This is a genomic window from Microbacterium sp. AC132, assembly GCF_979258525.1.
This window is the reverse complement of sequence record NZ_OZ409862.1, coordinates 2,526,373-2,541,850: the sequence shown is the minus strand read 5'-3', so window position 1 is coordinate 2,541,850 and position 15,478 is coordinate 2,526,373. Positions and strand designations below refer to the sequence as shown.

Annotated in this window: 7 protein-coding genes; 4 read left to right on the top strand and 3 right to left on the bottom strand. The window is 66.8% G+C overall.

Annotated features, from left to right (window positions below; translation table 11 throughout):
* The first annotated feature begins 7 nt into the window (after positions 1–7).
* The 4 genes from ACZZZQ_RS12095 (at position 8) to ACZZZQ_RS12080 (ending at position 9,173) form a co-directional block, all read left to right on the top strand.
* The gene (locus ACZZZQ_RS12095; RefSeq protein ID WP_463507656.1) at positions 8–2,350 is read left to right on the top strand and encodes a glycosyltransferase; all 2,343 of its coding nucleotides are present in this window, start codon (positions 8–10) and stop codon (positions 2,348–2,350) included.
* Between the two features lie 11 nt (positions 2,351–2,361).
* Entirely contained in the window at positions 2,362–4,737 is a 2,376-nt protein-coding gene (locus ACZZZQ_RS12090) for a glycosyltransferase (RefSeq protein WP_463507655.1), read from the top strand.
* A gap of 55 nt (positions 4,738–4,792) precedes the next feature.
* Positions 4,793–7,858, top strand: coding sequence for a glycosyltransferase (locus tag ACZZZQ_RS12085; RefSeq protein WP_463507654.1), 3,066 nt, complete (start codon positions 4,793–4,795; stop codon positions 7,856–7,858).
* Between the two features lie 196 nt (positions 7,859–8,054).
* Entirely contained in the window at positions 8,055–9,173 is a 1,119-nt protein-coding gene (locus ACZZZQ_RS12080) for a polysaccharide pyruvyl transferase family protein (RefSeq protein WP_463507653.1), read from the top strand.
* A 71-nt stretch (positions 9,174–9,244) separates the two neighbouring features.
* On the opposite strand, the gene ACZZZQ_RS12075 is transcribed toward ACZZZQ_RS12080, so the two are convergent.
* From ACZZZQ_RS12075 to ACZZZQ_RS12065, 3 genes are all read right to left on the bottom strand, one after another.
* On the bottom strand, positions 9,245–13,369 hold the full coding sequence (locus tag ACZZZQ_RS12075; protein ID WP_463507652.1) for a glycosyltransferase: 4,125 nt from the start codon (positions 13,367–13,369) through the stop codon (positions 9,245–9,247).
* Between the two features lie 189 nt (positions 13,370–13,558).
* On the bottom strand, positions 13,559–14,569 hold the full coding sequence (locus ACZZZQ_RS12070) for a hypothetical protein (protein ID WP_463507651.1): 1,011 nt from the start codon (positions 14,567–14,569) through the stop codon (positions 13,559–13,561).
* 113 nt (positions 14,570–14,682) lie between these two features.
* Positions 14,683–15,345, bottom strand: coding sequence for a VanZ family protein (locus ACZZZQ_RS12065; RefSeq protein WP_463507650.1), 663 nt, complete (start codon positions 15,343–15,345; stop codon positions 14,683–14,685).
* Positions 15,346–15,478: the final 133 nt, after the last annotated feature.

The following is a 15,478-nucleotide window of genomic DNA, read 5'->3' as shown; positions in this document are numbered from 1 at the left end:
CCCTCTCATGCCGACGACTTCGACTCCCCTCGTCTCCTTCATCGTGCCTGCCGACGCAGACGCGGACTCCGTCACGCTCAGCCTCCGGTCGTGTCTGGCGCAATCCCTCGCTCGGATAGAGATCGTGTGCGTCGTTCCCACCGGAACGGGGCTCGCCGCGGCGGACGTGTCGTCCGACCGGCGCGTCGTCGCGATCACGCAGCCCTCGGGTTCGAGCCGGGCGCAGCTGCGTCGGGCGGGCGTCGACGCGGCCAGTGCGCCCTTCGTGCTGCTGCTCGACCCCGGAGACACCGTCCGACGCGGCACGGCGACGCGCCTTCATCGCCGTGCGGAGGAATCACGGGCGCAGCTCGTCGGATTCGGCGCAGCGACCTCGACAGGCCGCCACGGCGTGAAGCGCGCGGCAGAAACGGGCCCTCTCCGCGGTCCCGACATCCTCCGGGCTCTCGTCCCTCGAGACACCGTCGCTGATCTGACGGTGACGCGTCATCTGTTCCAGACTCCTCTGCTGCGGCGAGCCTACGAGGTGCACTCGGCCGACTCCGGCCCGCTCCTCGATGACCGTGCGATCGTGCTGCTCGCCTTCGCATACGCCGCGTCCCTCGCGTCGGTCCGCACGGTGGAGTACGTGCACGGGGTCGGCCGCCGCCGCGTCCCGGGCGACGCCGAGCGCCTCGAACGTGCGATCCATCGCATCCAGGCCTTCACGGCGATCGAGGCGACCGTCCGTGACCTGTCGCGCCACAGCGCGGATCCCGAGCCGCTGCTCGAGGGATACACCGCGGGCCGCCTCACCGCGATCGCCGAGGCGCTCGACGTCGTCGCCGCCCTGCCCACCGAGATGCGGGGCCCCGCTCATGAGCGGCTCCGGGCATGCGCCGATGCTCTCGACCTCCTCGCCGCCGCCGTCGCCTTCGCCCCCGCTGCGATCCCCTCGCTCATCGCCCACGGAGAACGCCTCGAACTCGGCAGCGGTCCCGTGCGCAGCATCCTGCTGACGACAAACGTGCTGACAACAGGCGGGGTGTCCGGCGTTCTGCTCACGCAGGCGCGGTTCCTGCTCGCAGCCGGGTATCGGGTGACGATCGCCACGCACCGCCCCGGCAGCGCGGAAGCGCTCGTTCCTGAGGGCGCGACGCTGGTTCAGCTAACGGGCGTGAGTGCGCGTCAGCGCGTGACGCAGTGGGCGGCGCTCTGCCGTCGCTTCGGCGTCGACGTGGTCGTCGATCACCGCATCCTCTATTCGCGCGACTGGCCGTCCTACGCTCTCGCGGCGCGCTCCGCAGGGGCGTCGACCATCGGCTGGATCCACAATTTCGCCGGCCGTCCCACGTACAACGGCAACGACCTGCAGACGCTGTTGCAGACCCATATGCCGGCGCTCGCGCACCTCGTCGTGCTCTCTCCGCTCGATGTGGCGTTCTGGAAGCTGCGGGGCGTCGGTCATGTGAGCTACATCCCGAACCCTCCGTCACCCTTCCTCCTGTCTCTGGGCGACACCCCCGGCGCGAAGCCGGCGCCGCGGGGCCGTCGACTGGAGCTCGTCTGGTGGGGTCGACTCGAAGAGCACACCAAGAAGGTCACACAGCTCGTCGAGGTCGCTGCGGCGCTGCAGCGCCTGGGGACCGACTTCCGCCTGCGGATCGTCGGACCGGACTGGGCCGACATGAGCGCAGACCGTCTCCTGGCTCTCGCGGCGACTCGCGGTGTCGCCGAGCGCGTGGAGCCCATCGGTCCTCGGCACGGAGCCGAGCTCCTCGAAGTGATCGACTCGTCCGACCTGTTCGTGAACACGAGCATCATCGAGGGCTATCCGCTGACCCTGCCCGAGGCGCAGTCGCGGGGTCTTCCGATCGCGATGTACGACCTGCCCTGGCTTCCGCTCACCAACGGCAATGCGGGTGTCGTCAGCACCCCGCAGCAGAATCCTGAAGCCCTCGCCGATGCGATCGCCGACATCGCGTCCGATCCGCAGAGATACGAGGCGATGTCCCGCGCCTCGATCGAGGCCGCCGGTGTCGCGACGTCGCACGACTTCGCCGAGCTGTACGAGCGGCTGCTGCGCGGGGATCTTCCAGCGCAGCTGTCGCCGGAGCCATCGATCGACGACGGACGCAAGGTGCTCGATCTGCTCGTCTTCTTCGCGGAGCGGAGCACCCCGCCTCCGCGTCCCGCGCCGGATCGCCCGACGGCCATCGACGACGCCGCACTCCGTCCCCGCTCGACGCCGCGCTCACTCGGCGCACGCATCGAGCGCACACTGACGCCCCTCGGCCGTCGGGTCGTCGACGCGGCCCCGTGGTTGCGCCCCGGGGCGAACAAGATCAAGCGCGTGCTGCTGCGCCGATAGCGAGAGATCACATGCACGCGACGCCCCTCGTCTCGATAGTCGTCCCCGTCTTCAATGATGCGGACGTGATCGCCGGCGCGCTCGACAGCTGTCTGCGGCAGACCCTCGCGGCGATCGAGGTCATCGTGGTCGACGATGCGTCGACGGATGGAACTGCCTCCGTCGTCGAGCGATACAGTGCGAAGGATCCGCGGGTGCGGCTCATCCGGCAGGAGCAGAACGCGTCGGCGTATCAGGCTCGTCGTGTCGGCATCCTCGCGGCGAGCGCCGATCATCTGCTGTTCCTCGACGGCGACGACGAGCTCGCAGACACCGCAGCCGAGACAGCGCTCGAGAAGGCGACGCAGACCGGCGCGGATCTCGTGCAGTTCGGAGTGGAGGTCGTGCGTCCGGACGGACGCACCGGCGGGGCGTTCGAGGGACGCCTGCAACCGAAGCACGCGACGCTCGGCGGAGGCGATGTGCTGCCCCAGCTCTTCCCGCTGGACCGACCGGCCCAGGGGCAGCTGTGGCGGTACCTGTTCCGAACTCGCCTCCTGGTCGACGCGTACGCCCTCATGCCCGCAGACCTGGTTCTGCCGAGGGTCAACGACCTGCCGATCTCCTTCCTCGCCGCGGCGCTGGCCGCCCGTCTCGAACCGATCCCGGACCGCCTGTACCGCTATCACTTCGGGCGCGGCCGGAGCGGTCAGAAGGTGCGCGACCTCGAGACAGCGTCCTTCTACGCGAGCGCCATCCGATCCATCGACTCGATCGAGCCCGCCGTTCGGCGGCTCGCCATCGCCAGCACCGACCCCGATGCGGTCCTCGCCACCTATGCATCCGTGCGCCGGGCGCTCATCGGATACACCACGCACTACCTCGCACAGCACACACGTGCGGATCTGCGGAGCGCAGTATTCGACGACCTCTACACGCGAGCCTCCGCGCGCGACATCGTGCAGTCCACCGCCCTGCACGGACCCGAGAGCATCGACACGCTCGCCGCTCACGGCGACGCGATCGAGGTCGAGGCTCGGCCAGTGCGCAGCGTGGTGCTCGCCACGAACCATCTGCGCACCGGAGGAATCTCGGGCGTCGTGATATCGCAGGCACGCGTGCTGCAGGAATCGGGCTTCCGGGTTACGATCGTGGCGCGCGAAGGAGGCAGCGATCTCTCCGGGCTTCCCCACGGAGTCGGCTTCGTCGAACTCTCCGCGGACTCGCTCGCCGTCGCGCTCGAGGAGTGGGCCGAGGTCTGTGCGCAGCACGACGTGGATCTCGTCCTCGACCACCAATGGCAGTACTCCGCGACATGGCATGCCTTCGCCCTCGCCGCGCGCGCGGAGGGGGTCCCGACCATCGGCTGGTCGCACAACTTCGCGGGTCGATCGCTGCTGCTCGGTCTCGATCGACTCGAATCCGCCCCGCGATACTTCGCGCTGCTCTCGCACCTCGTCGTGCTCTCGCCACTCGACGTCGCGTTCTGGAAGCTGCGCGGGATGCCGCGTGTGTCCTTCCTGCCCAATCCACCGTCGTCGAATCTGCTCACTGCCGGAGTCAAGACGGAGCCGAGACGCGCACCCGCCGGGCGCCGAGTCGAGCTCGTCTGGTGGGGTCGTCTGCAACAGCGCACCAAGAGAGTCAGCGAGCTGATCGACGTCGCGGAGCACCTCGAGCGGATGGGCGTCGATTTCCGGCTCAGGATCATCGGCCCCGACTGGCGCGACATGACGGCCTCCCAACTGAACGGAATGGCGAAGGCTCGTGGTCTCGCAGAGCGTGTCGAGGCGGTGGGACCGCTTCACGGCCTCGCCCTCAGCGCGGCGATCGACTCGGCTGACCTCTTCGTGAACACCAGCATCATCGAGGGCTACCCGCTCACGATCCCCGAGGCACAGGCGAGGGGCCTGCCCGTCGCTATGTACGAGTTGCCGTGGTTAGCCGTGACCCGTGGGAACGACGGCGTCGTGACGGCGGCGTGGGGGAATGCCGGGGAACTCGCCCGACGGATAGCCGAGATCGTGACCGATCCGTCGCGCTACACACGCATGTCGAACGGGTCGCTGGTCGCGGCTGAACGCGAACTGTCCCACGACTTCCCCACGTTGTACCGCGGACTGGTCGACGGAACTCTGCCGACCGAGCTGTCACCGGAGCCGACTGTCGACGACGTGCGACGGATCGTCGACCTTTCGATCATGCTCGCCGAACAGCATGCGGCGACGCGCTCTTCTCGGAGCATGAACATGGGCAACGGAGGCGGAGACTCTGCGAGCGGCCGCCGGGGCACACTCGCACAGCGCGTGACTCGCAGGATGATTCCGGCGGCTCGGGCCGTGCTCGCGCGTGCGCCGTGGCTGAGACCGGGCGTCGAGCGCGTGCGGCGTGCGATCACCTCCGCTTAGGAGCGGACGACATCGAATAGCATCAGACAAAACGCCATATCAGGGGGAATCGCAGGTGTCGGTAGCAGGACTGAAGAAGACGGCGCGGGCTCAGTACATCGAGGCACGCCGCGTGTACGCCACGAGCGCCTTGCTCAGGAGCGGGATATTCGACCATTCCTACTACTCGGAGATCGCTCAGCTGACGGGGCGGACGCCGCGGCAGGCGATGCAGCACTATCTCGCTCACGGGATCGGCTCGGGGCTGTCCCCACACCCGCTGATCGAGATCGAATTCCTTCCCGCGAGCGTCCGCAGCGCGACCCGCGCGCGAGACGGGGTCGCGACGTTGCTCAGCTACCTGCGCAGCCCGAACGCGCGGACACATGCCTGGGGGCCGTTGTTCGATCCGCGCGTCACAGACGAAGACCCGCTCGATCTGATCTCCCGCCTCCGCCCCGATCAGCTTCTCCCGGTGCCCGAAGGTCTCGCCGGCGCAGTCCCGACTTTCGGCGAGGCCCGCCGAGCGGCCGTCGACTTCGCGAAGGATCACCGGCAGCAGATGGCCGCTGCCCTCCCGCCTCGCCGCAAGACGTGGGATCACAAGGAGACCGAGCAGTGGATCGCGAGCGTCACGTCGGCGGGGGTTCCCTCACGGGCGCTCGTCTCGGTGGTCATGCCGGTTCTGAATCGGGCCGACCTCGTGGCTACGGCGATCGAGTCCGTCCTCGCGCAGACCCACGACCAGCTCGAACTGATCGTCGTCGATGACGGGTCGACCGACAACACCCGTGACGTCGTCGCGGAGTACGTGCGCACCGACCCTCGGGTGACCCTCCTCGCCGGCCCCCACGCGGGCGTCAGCGCCAGTCGCAACACCGGACTCGAGCAGGCACGCGGCGATTACGTCGCGTTCCTTGACAGTGACAACAGCTGGACACCCAGATTCCTCGAGCTGTCGCTGGCTGCTCTCGAAGCGGCTCCCGACGTCGTCGCCTCCCATGCGGGACTGCGATTGCACGGCGATGACGAGGTCGCCTATCGCGGCGGCGATGCGCAGCTCATCGATCTTCAGCTCGGAAATTCCATCGACCTGAACGTGCTGGTCGTCCGCTCCCAGGCTCTGCAGGAGGCCGGCGTCTTCGACGTCACCCTTCGCCGTTGGGTGGACTACGACCTCGTCCTGCGGCTGGCCAGGCTCGGGCGGCTCGAATACCTTCCGTTCGTGGGCTGCGAGTACGACAACAAGAGCGCCGACGGCCGTATCACCCAGAACCAGTCGCAGCACTGGCAGTGGGTCGTCACCGAGCGCAACCTCATCGACTGGGAGGCCACGCGCCGGTCCGTCGAGAACCGTGTCGTCGACCGCACGAGTCTCGTCACCGTCGTCGCCGGAACGATCGGGCATGCAGCCCGGTCCATCGATCGCCTCCTGCAGTCCTTCGATGAGGATCTCGAGGTCGTCATCATCGACAACGGCTCCCGAGCTGCGGTCGGTCGGCATCTGACACTTCGTTACATGAACGAGCCGCGAGTCCGCTACATCCGCCTCCCGGCGAACAACAACTTCGCCCTCGCGGCAAACTACGGATTCGCCCTCACCACGGGTGCTCACGTCGCTTTCCTCGACCCGGATGCGGATGCCCGTGACGGCTGGCTCCAGGCTCTGTCGACCAGGCGCAGGGAGGTCGGGGCGGCCGGGGTCCAAGCTCTCCTGGTGAACCGCGACTACACCGTCCAGCACTCCGGTTACGCCTTCTTCAACGAGCTGCCCCTCCCAAGCGGGCTGCTGGCGAACCTCACCATCGACGACGCGGCTCTCGCACGGCTCGACGACCTCACCGCCATCAGCGCCAGCGCCAGCATCTTCGACGCCGCGATCTTCGCGGAACTCTCCGGATTCGACCCGCTGTACGCGAACGGGCTCGAAGACGTGGACTTCTGCCGCAGGGCCAAGCAAGAGGTGCCCACGGCTCGATTCGACTGCGAACCGCAGGCGATCGTGATTCATACGCCGGGGACCAGCGCATATCGGGAACGGCGTCAGGTGCAGAATCGCCGCACGTATCTCGATCGTTGGGGCGGACAGGCAGCCCCCGACGACCGAGACCGTTACGACGCCCTGGAGATGACGGTCGCGCGCTTCGCACCGACCTTCAGCCCTGGGCAGCCGACTGCCGTTCCCGTGCTGCTGAGAGAGCCGCGGCACCTCGAGACGGCGTACTCGGATTCCGCCACGCGACTGCGGTGGGCGATCAAGACCGGCGTTCCCTCCACTCGGGGTGGCGATCACTGGGGCGACATCCCGTTCGCGTCGGATCTCGCGCGCGCACTTCGCGCTCACGGGCAGCAGGTGGTCACCGATCGACACGAGGCGTGGACCCGGTCGACGTCGTACCTCGACGACGTCGTGCTGACGCTGCGAGGACGACATGCGATTCCTCCGCAGCCCGGGGCCGTCAACATCCTGTGGGTCATCAGCCGGCCAGAGCTGGTCACAGTCGATGAGGTCCGCGGATACGATGTCGTCTTCGCCGCGTCGGAGAAGTGGGCCTCGTGGATGTCGGCTCGCTCCGGTCGGACCATCGAGCCGCTGCTGCAGGCGACATCCCCCGAACGCTTCCGGCCGGACCTGGAGCCGGTGAGCGAGCCCGACGATCTGATCTTCGTCGGAGGAAGTCACGGGCACGAATTCGGACGCGCGATCGTGGGAATGGCCGTGCAGGCCGAAGCCCCGGTCGGCCTCTGGGGTCCCGGCTGGCACAAGTTCGCTCCCGAGCGCTATGTGCGCGACGGGTATCTCGATGCCGACCGTCTGCCGCACGCCTACAGGTCGGCGAACATCGTTCTCAACGACCATTTCTCCGACATGGCGGAGTGGGGCTTCATCAACAACCGCACGTTCGACGCCCTGGCCTGCGGAACACCGCTGATCAGCGACGCGATCGACGGTCTGGAGATCTTCGAAGGTGCCGTGGTCATCGCGGACTCGGTGGAGCGCATGCGAGAGCTCGTCACGGATCGGAGCTGGATGCCGTCGAGCGAGCAGATGGCGGAGATCTCCTCGAGAATCCGCGCGGACCACTCCTTCGATTCGCGAGCGCGAACGCTTCTCGAAGCGGCGCTGTCGCGGCGTCGGTGATTCCCCGCCCTCCGCATCGCCCCGTCCGTCATCATTCGCACGATTCACTCACTACGCTTAGATCGTTCGCGTCAGCGTCGTCGGTCAGAACAATCCCGAACGTCGCCCGCGCGTCCCCAACGCACGTGCTTCGGTGAGCGGTGCCGCGGCTTGCTCTGACCTGTCCAACCGGCACTTCACGAAACTTGGAGATCCAGTGAGAATCGCTCACTTCGGCACTTTCGACGTCGCCAACTACGGCGATCTCCTGTTCCCACGACTTCTGGAATGGCGACTCGCGGACATCTCAGATGAGATCGTTCACATCTCGCCGGTGGGCGGTGTGCAGATCTACCGTGATGTCGCGGTCAGCCATTCCCTGGCTGACGTTCAGCGAGCAGGAACCGAATTCGACGCCGTCGTCGTCGGGGGCGGAAACATCATCCATGACAACGGGACCAACCTCACGACCTATCAGAGCGTGAAGAGGGTCGCGTATCCGCGACTCTGGCTCGGTGCGACGCAACTCGCAACCAGACAACGCATCCCCCTGGTGGTGAACGCCCCGGGGGTGCCCAAGGTGCCGGGCACGGTCGCGGCGCCGCTGATGCGTCGCTTCGCCACGCGAGCCGACTATCTCGCTGTGCGTGACACATACAGCCAACAGGTGCTCCGGTCCATCGGCGTCCCGGATGCCGCGGTGGTGCCGGACTCCGCCCTGGAGATACGCGACATGTTCTCCTCGAACGCGCCCGCAGACCTGGACGTGCCGCCACGGCTGGCGGCGACTCTGGACTCTCGATTCGCAGCCGTCCACATCAACGACCGGTACAAAGGTGGTGACGTCGCATCGCTCGCCCGTCGCCTCGATGACCTCTCCTCGACGCTGCAAGCGACGATCGTGCTGATCGCCATCGGCCCGTGCCACGGCGATGACCGATTCGCCGAGACAGTGGCTGCGCAGATGCAGTCCGACCCTGTCGTCTTCAGCGCGCCGAAGGCCGTGGAGGACGTCGCCTATGTGATCTCTCGCTCATGCCTGTATGTCGGCTCGTCCATGCACGGGTTCATCACCGCGGCGTCGTTCGGAGTGCCCGGGCTCATCGTCGCCAGCCACGCGGCTCAGCACAAGTTCCGGGGGCTGCTCGCTCACCTCGACGCTGAGGATCGTTTGGTCTCGAGCTGGGAAGAGGCCCTGAACGTCCTCCGATCCAGCGAGCAGCAGGCCGCGCTCGATCCCGTCAATATCGATTCCTCCCTCAAGAGGATCGACGATCACTGGGCAGACCTTCGAACCGCGCTACAGGGCGGTGCCAGCTCGGTCGCGGCTCGGTAGCGCCCGAGCGCATCCGCCCGGCGGGGCGGTCGAGCCGTCGGGCGGCCCCGCGTGGCGGGGCCGCCCGACGTTCACGCCGCTGTCAATGATCGCGAGCGTGAGGTGCTCGCGATGTCCGCAGCGGATCTCAGGAACCGATCGAACTGCGGCTGCTGACCTGCGAGCATGCCGTTCTCGACGAGCCAGGCGCGGGCATCGATACGCGATCCTTCGGCCTCGACGTCGGCTGTCGTGCGACGAAGCGCATCGACCCATGCCTCGAGCGAATTCGCGACCGCTGTCACTCCGGGGATCGGCGTCTCGCTGTACGGTCCGACGGCACTCGCGACGGTGCGCAACCCCAGGGCGAGATGTTCGAGGAGCTTCAGGTCGGATACGGACGCAGGGAGGTCCGCGTCTGCCAGCGGCGCGATCGCGAAGTCGCTCTGTTCGGCGCGCGCACGGAGCCATTCGACCGACTGCGGGTACTGCCGAGCTCGCTCCGGCACCTGCACGCGATGCAGCCAGGGCCGGGTGGCCTGGAGGTCCGCCCACTCGTCTTCAGCGGAGTCACCGACTATCACGAGTTCGAAGTCGGGGCGGGTGGCCGCGAACGCATCGAGAGCAGGAAGCACCAGGTCGAGCTCCCCACGGTGCGCGCGATCTTCAACGTAGAGCGCGCGGACTTTGCCGTCACGCGCCCGAGCGCGAACCGGCACGTTCCACAATCGATCGCTCAGCGCGACAGGGAAGACCTCGACAGGCGCGCCCTGGTCCGCCAACCGGTCGCGGCGCGCTTCCGTCGACACCGAGAACGCGGTTGCTCCACGCAGCAGGGCCGTGACCGCAGGCGAATCCGCGTCGGCCCTCGGGTGCGCTCCTCGTTCGGAGTCGCTCGACATCGGGTCGAGGCCATCTTCGATCACGAGTGCCGCGCCGGCGGAGTCTAGTGCCGCCACAAGGTCAGCGATGGCCGCGACGGGTACGGCGTCCGGCTGCACGATCAAGACGTCGAGCAGGCCTTGCCGCACCGAGGCGACCGCGCCATCCGGTGTGACCCGCACGAAATCCAGGTCGCGGGCTACGGAGTTCCGCGTGCGTTCCCACATGCGGATGTATGTGGATGCCGAAGCCTGCGTGAGGTCGCGTGAAGAACGGGAGAGAATGCCGACGCGAAGAGTGTCAGACGAGTCGCCTTCGGATTCGGAGAGAATCCGACGATAGACGTCGAGGTAGCGCAGCGCCATCTGTGTGGTCGTCCATGCGATGCCCCACCCGTTCTGCCAGTCGTGGACACCACGCAAGGCGGCGACGCGCACCTCGCGATCGTAGAGCGTCTCCGTGATCTGCGTGACCAGGGCTGGTCCGTCCGTGCCGTCGAGAACCCAGCCTGCGCCGAAGCGTCTCACGCGCTGAGCCACGTTGGGGAAGTCGAGAACGAAGACGGGAATGCCGACGCTCCACATCTCCGTCAGGGTATGACAGTAGGTTTCGTCCCAGATCGAGAGCACCGCGCCCGCGTGTGGGGCGATGCTCTCGACGAGCTTGCCGAAGTTCTCGCGCTTGTAGGCGCCGTGATAGACGACGCGCGAGCCGCGCGATTCGAACTTCTCCTTGATCGGTCCGAGAATGTGCCACTCGATCTGGCCGAGGGCGTCGGCGTCCGCCATCGAGCGCAGGATCTCCGCGCCCTTCGCCGCGTTGATGCCCCCCGGCACGAGAATCCGGACGGGCTCGCCGTATACCGGGCGAGCAGCGACGAACCGGAGGACCTCGAAGTCCCGGCCGTGTTCGATGACGCTGAACTTCTCGGGATCCATCTCGGGAAAATGGTAGAGAATCAGATCGCGAGCGCTCTCCGACGTGGTCACGAACGCGTCGCACATCCGAATCGCTCGCCAGAAGCGGTCCTGCCACCACTGCAGCCAGTCCCCCTTCGGAAGAGGGTAGTGCTGCTCCGGCCAGCCGGAGTCGCGGTAGACCGAACCGGAAGCGACGTACTCATCGCCCAGGTACGTCCCTCGATCGTCGATCAGCTTCAGATTGGGCGACAATGCATAGTAGTCGTGGAAGGAGACGACGACCTTCATCCCCAGCTGGGAGGCGATACCCGGGAGCGACAGGGAGTGCCACAGCAGATGCCTGATGTGGACGATGTCGAAGTCGCACTGTCTGAGCCACGACCCCACAACGCTGTCGTACTCCGGAGAGATGTGGCCGATCGGCTCCAGCTCGTGATGCAGCTCGTGCGTGTAGACATCGCGAAGTTCGCCGTTCACGACCCGGCTCAGAGTCATCTCCCGCGAATCGCAACGCAGCACCCACGGCTCCACCGCGTCGTCGAGTGCGTTCATGAGGTCCGCATTCGTCTGGGGCGTCCCGCCCGTCGTCGTCGAGATGACGTAGAGAACTCGGGGCAGGGCCACCGCGTTCCGGGACGCGACGGTCTGCGCCACATGCGCCCGATTGCGTGCGATCGCTATCTCCGGACTCTCGCGGAAGACGCGGATCGCATTCTTGTACTCGGGGTATCGAGCGTCTACGACTGCTCGACCCGCGGCGAGCAGTTCGGTCTTGGTGTCACCGAAGCTCTTCGACCGGTCGTGGAACACGTAGGTGCTGTCATCGATCACGTGGACCCAGCCGGCGCGGCCTGCACGCATGCAGAAGTCGTTCTCCTCGCCGTACCCCCGGGGGAAGGCCTCCGCGTCGAGGGGTCCGATCTCCTCGATGCACAGTCTGCTGATCCACATGCAGAAACCGTTGCCGGTGGGAACCTTCGGATAACTCCTCACCGACTCCCGGCGGAAGGCACGTGCATACGCGATCTCGTCGACGCCGACAGGCAGGGCGTTGTCGTTGCCCATGCTCGGTGCGGAGAACGCGCCGGCACGATCGGACATGGCGGTCACTGTCGCAGTGCGAGGCGAATCGGCGGCGGCGACGAGCATGCCTTCGAGCCATCCGGGCGTCACACGCGCGTCCGAGTTCAAGAGCACGACATCGTCGTCCCCCGCTTCGACGATGCCCCGGTTCACTGTCCTCGTGAACCCCATGTTGGTCTCGTTGGCGAGGATCCTGATCCTCGCGTCGTCCCGATAGGGCGCGAGCACATCCTGCACTCGCTGATCGGGCGAGCAGTCATCGATCAGCAGGATGCTGGCGGAAGCCGGGGTGTGAGCCAGCAGACGTTCGATGCAGACCGCCAGGTCGTCCGGCGCGTTGTAGATCGGGACGATGACGGTCACGCCACGGAGCGAAGGCTCGTCGAACCGAATGCTGCCACCCTGCGAGTGCCGCGGGGCGGAACTGAAGCGATACTCGGTGGTCGTCGTCTGGTCGGGGAACCGCAGCGAGAGCGTGTGCTCCGCACCGTCGGAGATCCACCGGTGCACCGGATTGATGAATCGCAGCCCGCCCTGGCCGTTCGCGAGACCAGCTTTGCGCAGGTCATTGCGAGGCAGGGAGTTCTTGACCGTCAGGTAAGGATGGCCGTCGAGAAGAACCTCGACATCGAAGACGTCGTCCGCCCAGGCCTCATTGACCGCCCATCCGCGTACGGTCGCCGCGTCAGTGAATTCCAGATTGCCGCGGTACGAGTCTTTGAGGGCGGCGGTGCTCACTTCCCTCTCCAGCATGATCGAGCCATCCGCGGGGTCGCGGAGCGTTACCATGACGGATTCCGAAGTGGGGCGGAACGCGCCCGTGGGCACAGAGAATCCCCAGGCCCCCGTGCCGGCCCCTCCGGTTGCGAGTTCGGGGATCACGACGTCGCACCGGTACCCCTCGGCGACACGGCGCTCACCGAGGTAGACGTCCGCGACGACCGGGTCGTTCTTTCCGTTGAGCTTGACCCAACCGCTCAGGGTCCGGTTCTTCGGCTCGCGGATGGAACCGCGCCAGGGCGTGCCACTGAAAGGAGCTCCGAATTCACGCTCTGCGATCAGCTCGCCCGATCCGCTCGCCGAGACGGCGACCTTCACCCGCTCCCCGAACGTGGCGGATGGCGGGAGTTCCCACACGAAACCGTGATTGCCGTGCGGGCCACCGGCGGAGCGGAGATCCTTCCGGAACCTGTTGGCGGGGACACCCTCGGCGACGAGTACGCCGTCGAGCCTGATGTCCACGTGGACGTTCGATTCATCGTCGTCGCGACGAGCCCACCCGAACACACCTCGTCCATTGAACCCGTCGATGACTCCGACCAGTGCTGTCATGTTCGCAGCCCCACCCCTCCTAGTACGGCGCGCAAGATGAACTTGATTTGCGGATCACGAGCCAAAGCCAGGATATCGCAAGCCCCCGATCCGGCCCGGTCCGCGCAGGCGAGTCCGACTGCCCGGTCTGCGCACGGGAGACCGACTGCGAGGCCGTCGGAGCCCGCCCCGTCGTCCGGATCGCGGCGTTCAGGAAACTGTCTGCTCGCGCGGAACGCCCCGGCTCGCGAGGAACGCTCGGGACTGGGCCGCACGCGGCGAGCTGACGCTTCTCCAGGCCTCCAGAAAATCGGGTTCGAAAGGCTCGGCAACGCCTCGTGACGCCCGGTAGAGGGCGAAAGGCAACGCATTCTCGTCCGAGTACACGCGAGAGAGGTACCTCTCGGCGTTGCCGGTGAAGATGATGTCGGGCTCGATCAGCTCCACCATCTCGCGATGATAGAACCTCGTTCGCAGGCATATGACCCTGGTGAAGATGCCGCTCAAGTGCCGCAGCATCAGGCGGAAGAACGAGTCCCCGAACAAGAGGACCGTGGCATTGACCGGCGCCTCCGGGCTCAGCAGGACATCAACCATCCCGTCGTTGAATCCTCCGCCGCTGTTGAACTCCTCGATCGTCCAATCGGGGTCGAGATGCAGCGCCTCTTGGAACTGTTCCGGAAGCAACTTGCTGCCGAGATCACCCGACCACCGTCGCGGCTTCGTGATGCGGCCTGCTAGTCGATCCAGCGCCTCGGGCGCGACGATGTCGACGGCCGACAGCATGTTCCGAAGGACGACGAGCGAGCCCGTGTGCGACAGGTGCGTGTCGAGAGGGAGGCAGCTGGCCGGCTGCTGCCGCAGCTCGCTCACCGGGTACACCACGCGCGACGCCAAGGCCTCGGGCAATTGGTCGAGGTAGGTCTCACCCAACCTCACGACCGGCTGGAAGGGGAACTCCTCGGTCAGCACCGACTGCTTGTCCGGGAAGACGACGTGCGCGAAAGCGATTCCCCTCGCGGCGGTGTCCTGCGAACGAGCGGTCAGATTCCGAGCGAAGACCCGGAGTGACTCCGGCGACGGAGTGAGCTCACCGGTCGCGTACTGCAGCGGCTGCTGATTGCCGCCTGCCAAGAAGGCGACGCCGGTGCCGGACACGAGAACGTCGTTCTCGATACGCCAGCTCGGGGCGGCTGCGTGGTCGTGAGCTGTCGCGTCCATGGGGTTCCTCCGGTCAAGTCGGCTGGCTCTCCGAACTACGAATCCTATCGGCGTGGGCGCGCGTGCCACTCGCCACCCCGATGCGCGCGTGTCGATGGATTCTCGGTCGCGAACTAGACCGGGATCCGCACGGTGGGCGCATCCCCCGTCTCCCAGAAGTCCGCGTCCAAGACGCGGGTCACCGGGTCGGGCTCCTCCGCCCACACCGCAGCACGCCGTGCTCCCTCTGCCGAGCGCGCTGTGGCTCGAGCCTCATTCTGGCGATGCAGTTCGGCCGCGGCGGCGCGACGCTCCCACAGCTCGCGTTCGATCATCGTGCGATCCCTGGCGTGGATCATCGCCCTCAGGATCATCGCCAGCAGCAGACCCGCATATCCGCCGACCGTGTTGGCGAGCACGTCGAGAACGGTAGACACGCGCTCGTCCAGGGCGATGCCCTGCGTGAACTCGATCGCTCCGGAGAAAGCCGGCAGCAGGAAGATCGCGAGCCACCAGGCCTTGCGCGCGAGCGCGAGTCCGAGCAGGAATCCGAGCGGCACGAACATGCCGATGTTGGCGACGAACTCCAGCTCGTTGTAGCCGAACCGCTCGGGCACCCCGAGGTTGTGCAGTGCGCGGAGCACGCGCCCGGCGATGCTGTCGAACTCGAGCTGCTCGGGCTGCGGCCACATCGTCACCAGCAGCACGAAGGCGGAGTAGACGATGAGCAGCAGCGTCGAGATCCACAACCGCGCATGGCTTCGCGGAGGCGGCGGTCCCACGTGGATCTGTGTCATGGTCGCGTTCCTCTCATGCCCGGGGCCGGGCGACGACGCCTGCGGACAGACTCGGGCCATGCTATCGATCGTCGATCGCATCTCGCCGCGAAGTCACCGAGAAACCGCCCCGAGGCCCACTGCCCCGGGTACG

Bases quoted from the DNA above. Each gene is read 5' to 3' on its own strand.
- ACZZZQ_RS12095 (WP_463507656.1), top strand. From the start codon at position 8: ATGCCGACGACTTCGACTCCCCTCGTCTCCTTCATCGTGCCTGCCGAC.
- ACZZZQ_RS12090 (WP_463507655.1), top strand. From the start codon at position 2,362: ATGCACGCGACGCCCCTCGTCTCGATAGTCGTCCCCGTCTTCAATGAT.
- ACZZZQ_RS12075 (WP_463507652.1), bottom strand. From the start codon at position 13,369: ATGACAGCACTGGTCGGAGTCATCGACGGGTTCAATGGACGAGGTGTG.
- ACZZZQ_RS12070 (WP_463507651.1), bottom strand. From the start codon at position 14,569: ATGGACGCGACAGCTCACGACCACGCAGCCGCCCCGAGCTGGCGTATC.
- ACZZZQ_RS12065 (WP_463507650.1), bottom strand. From the start codon at position 15,345: ATGACACAGATCCACGTGGGACCGCCGCCTCCGCGAAGCCATGCGCGG.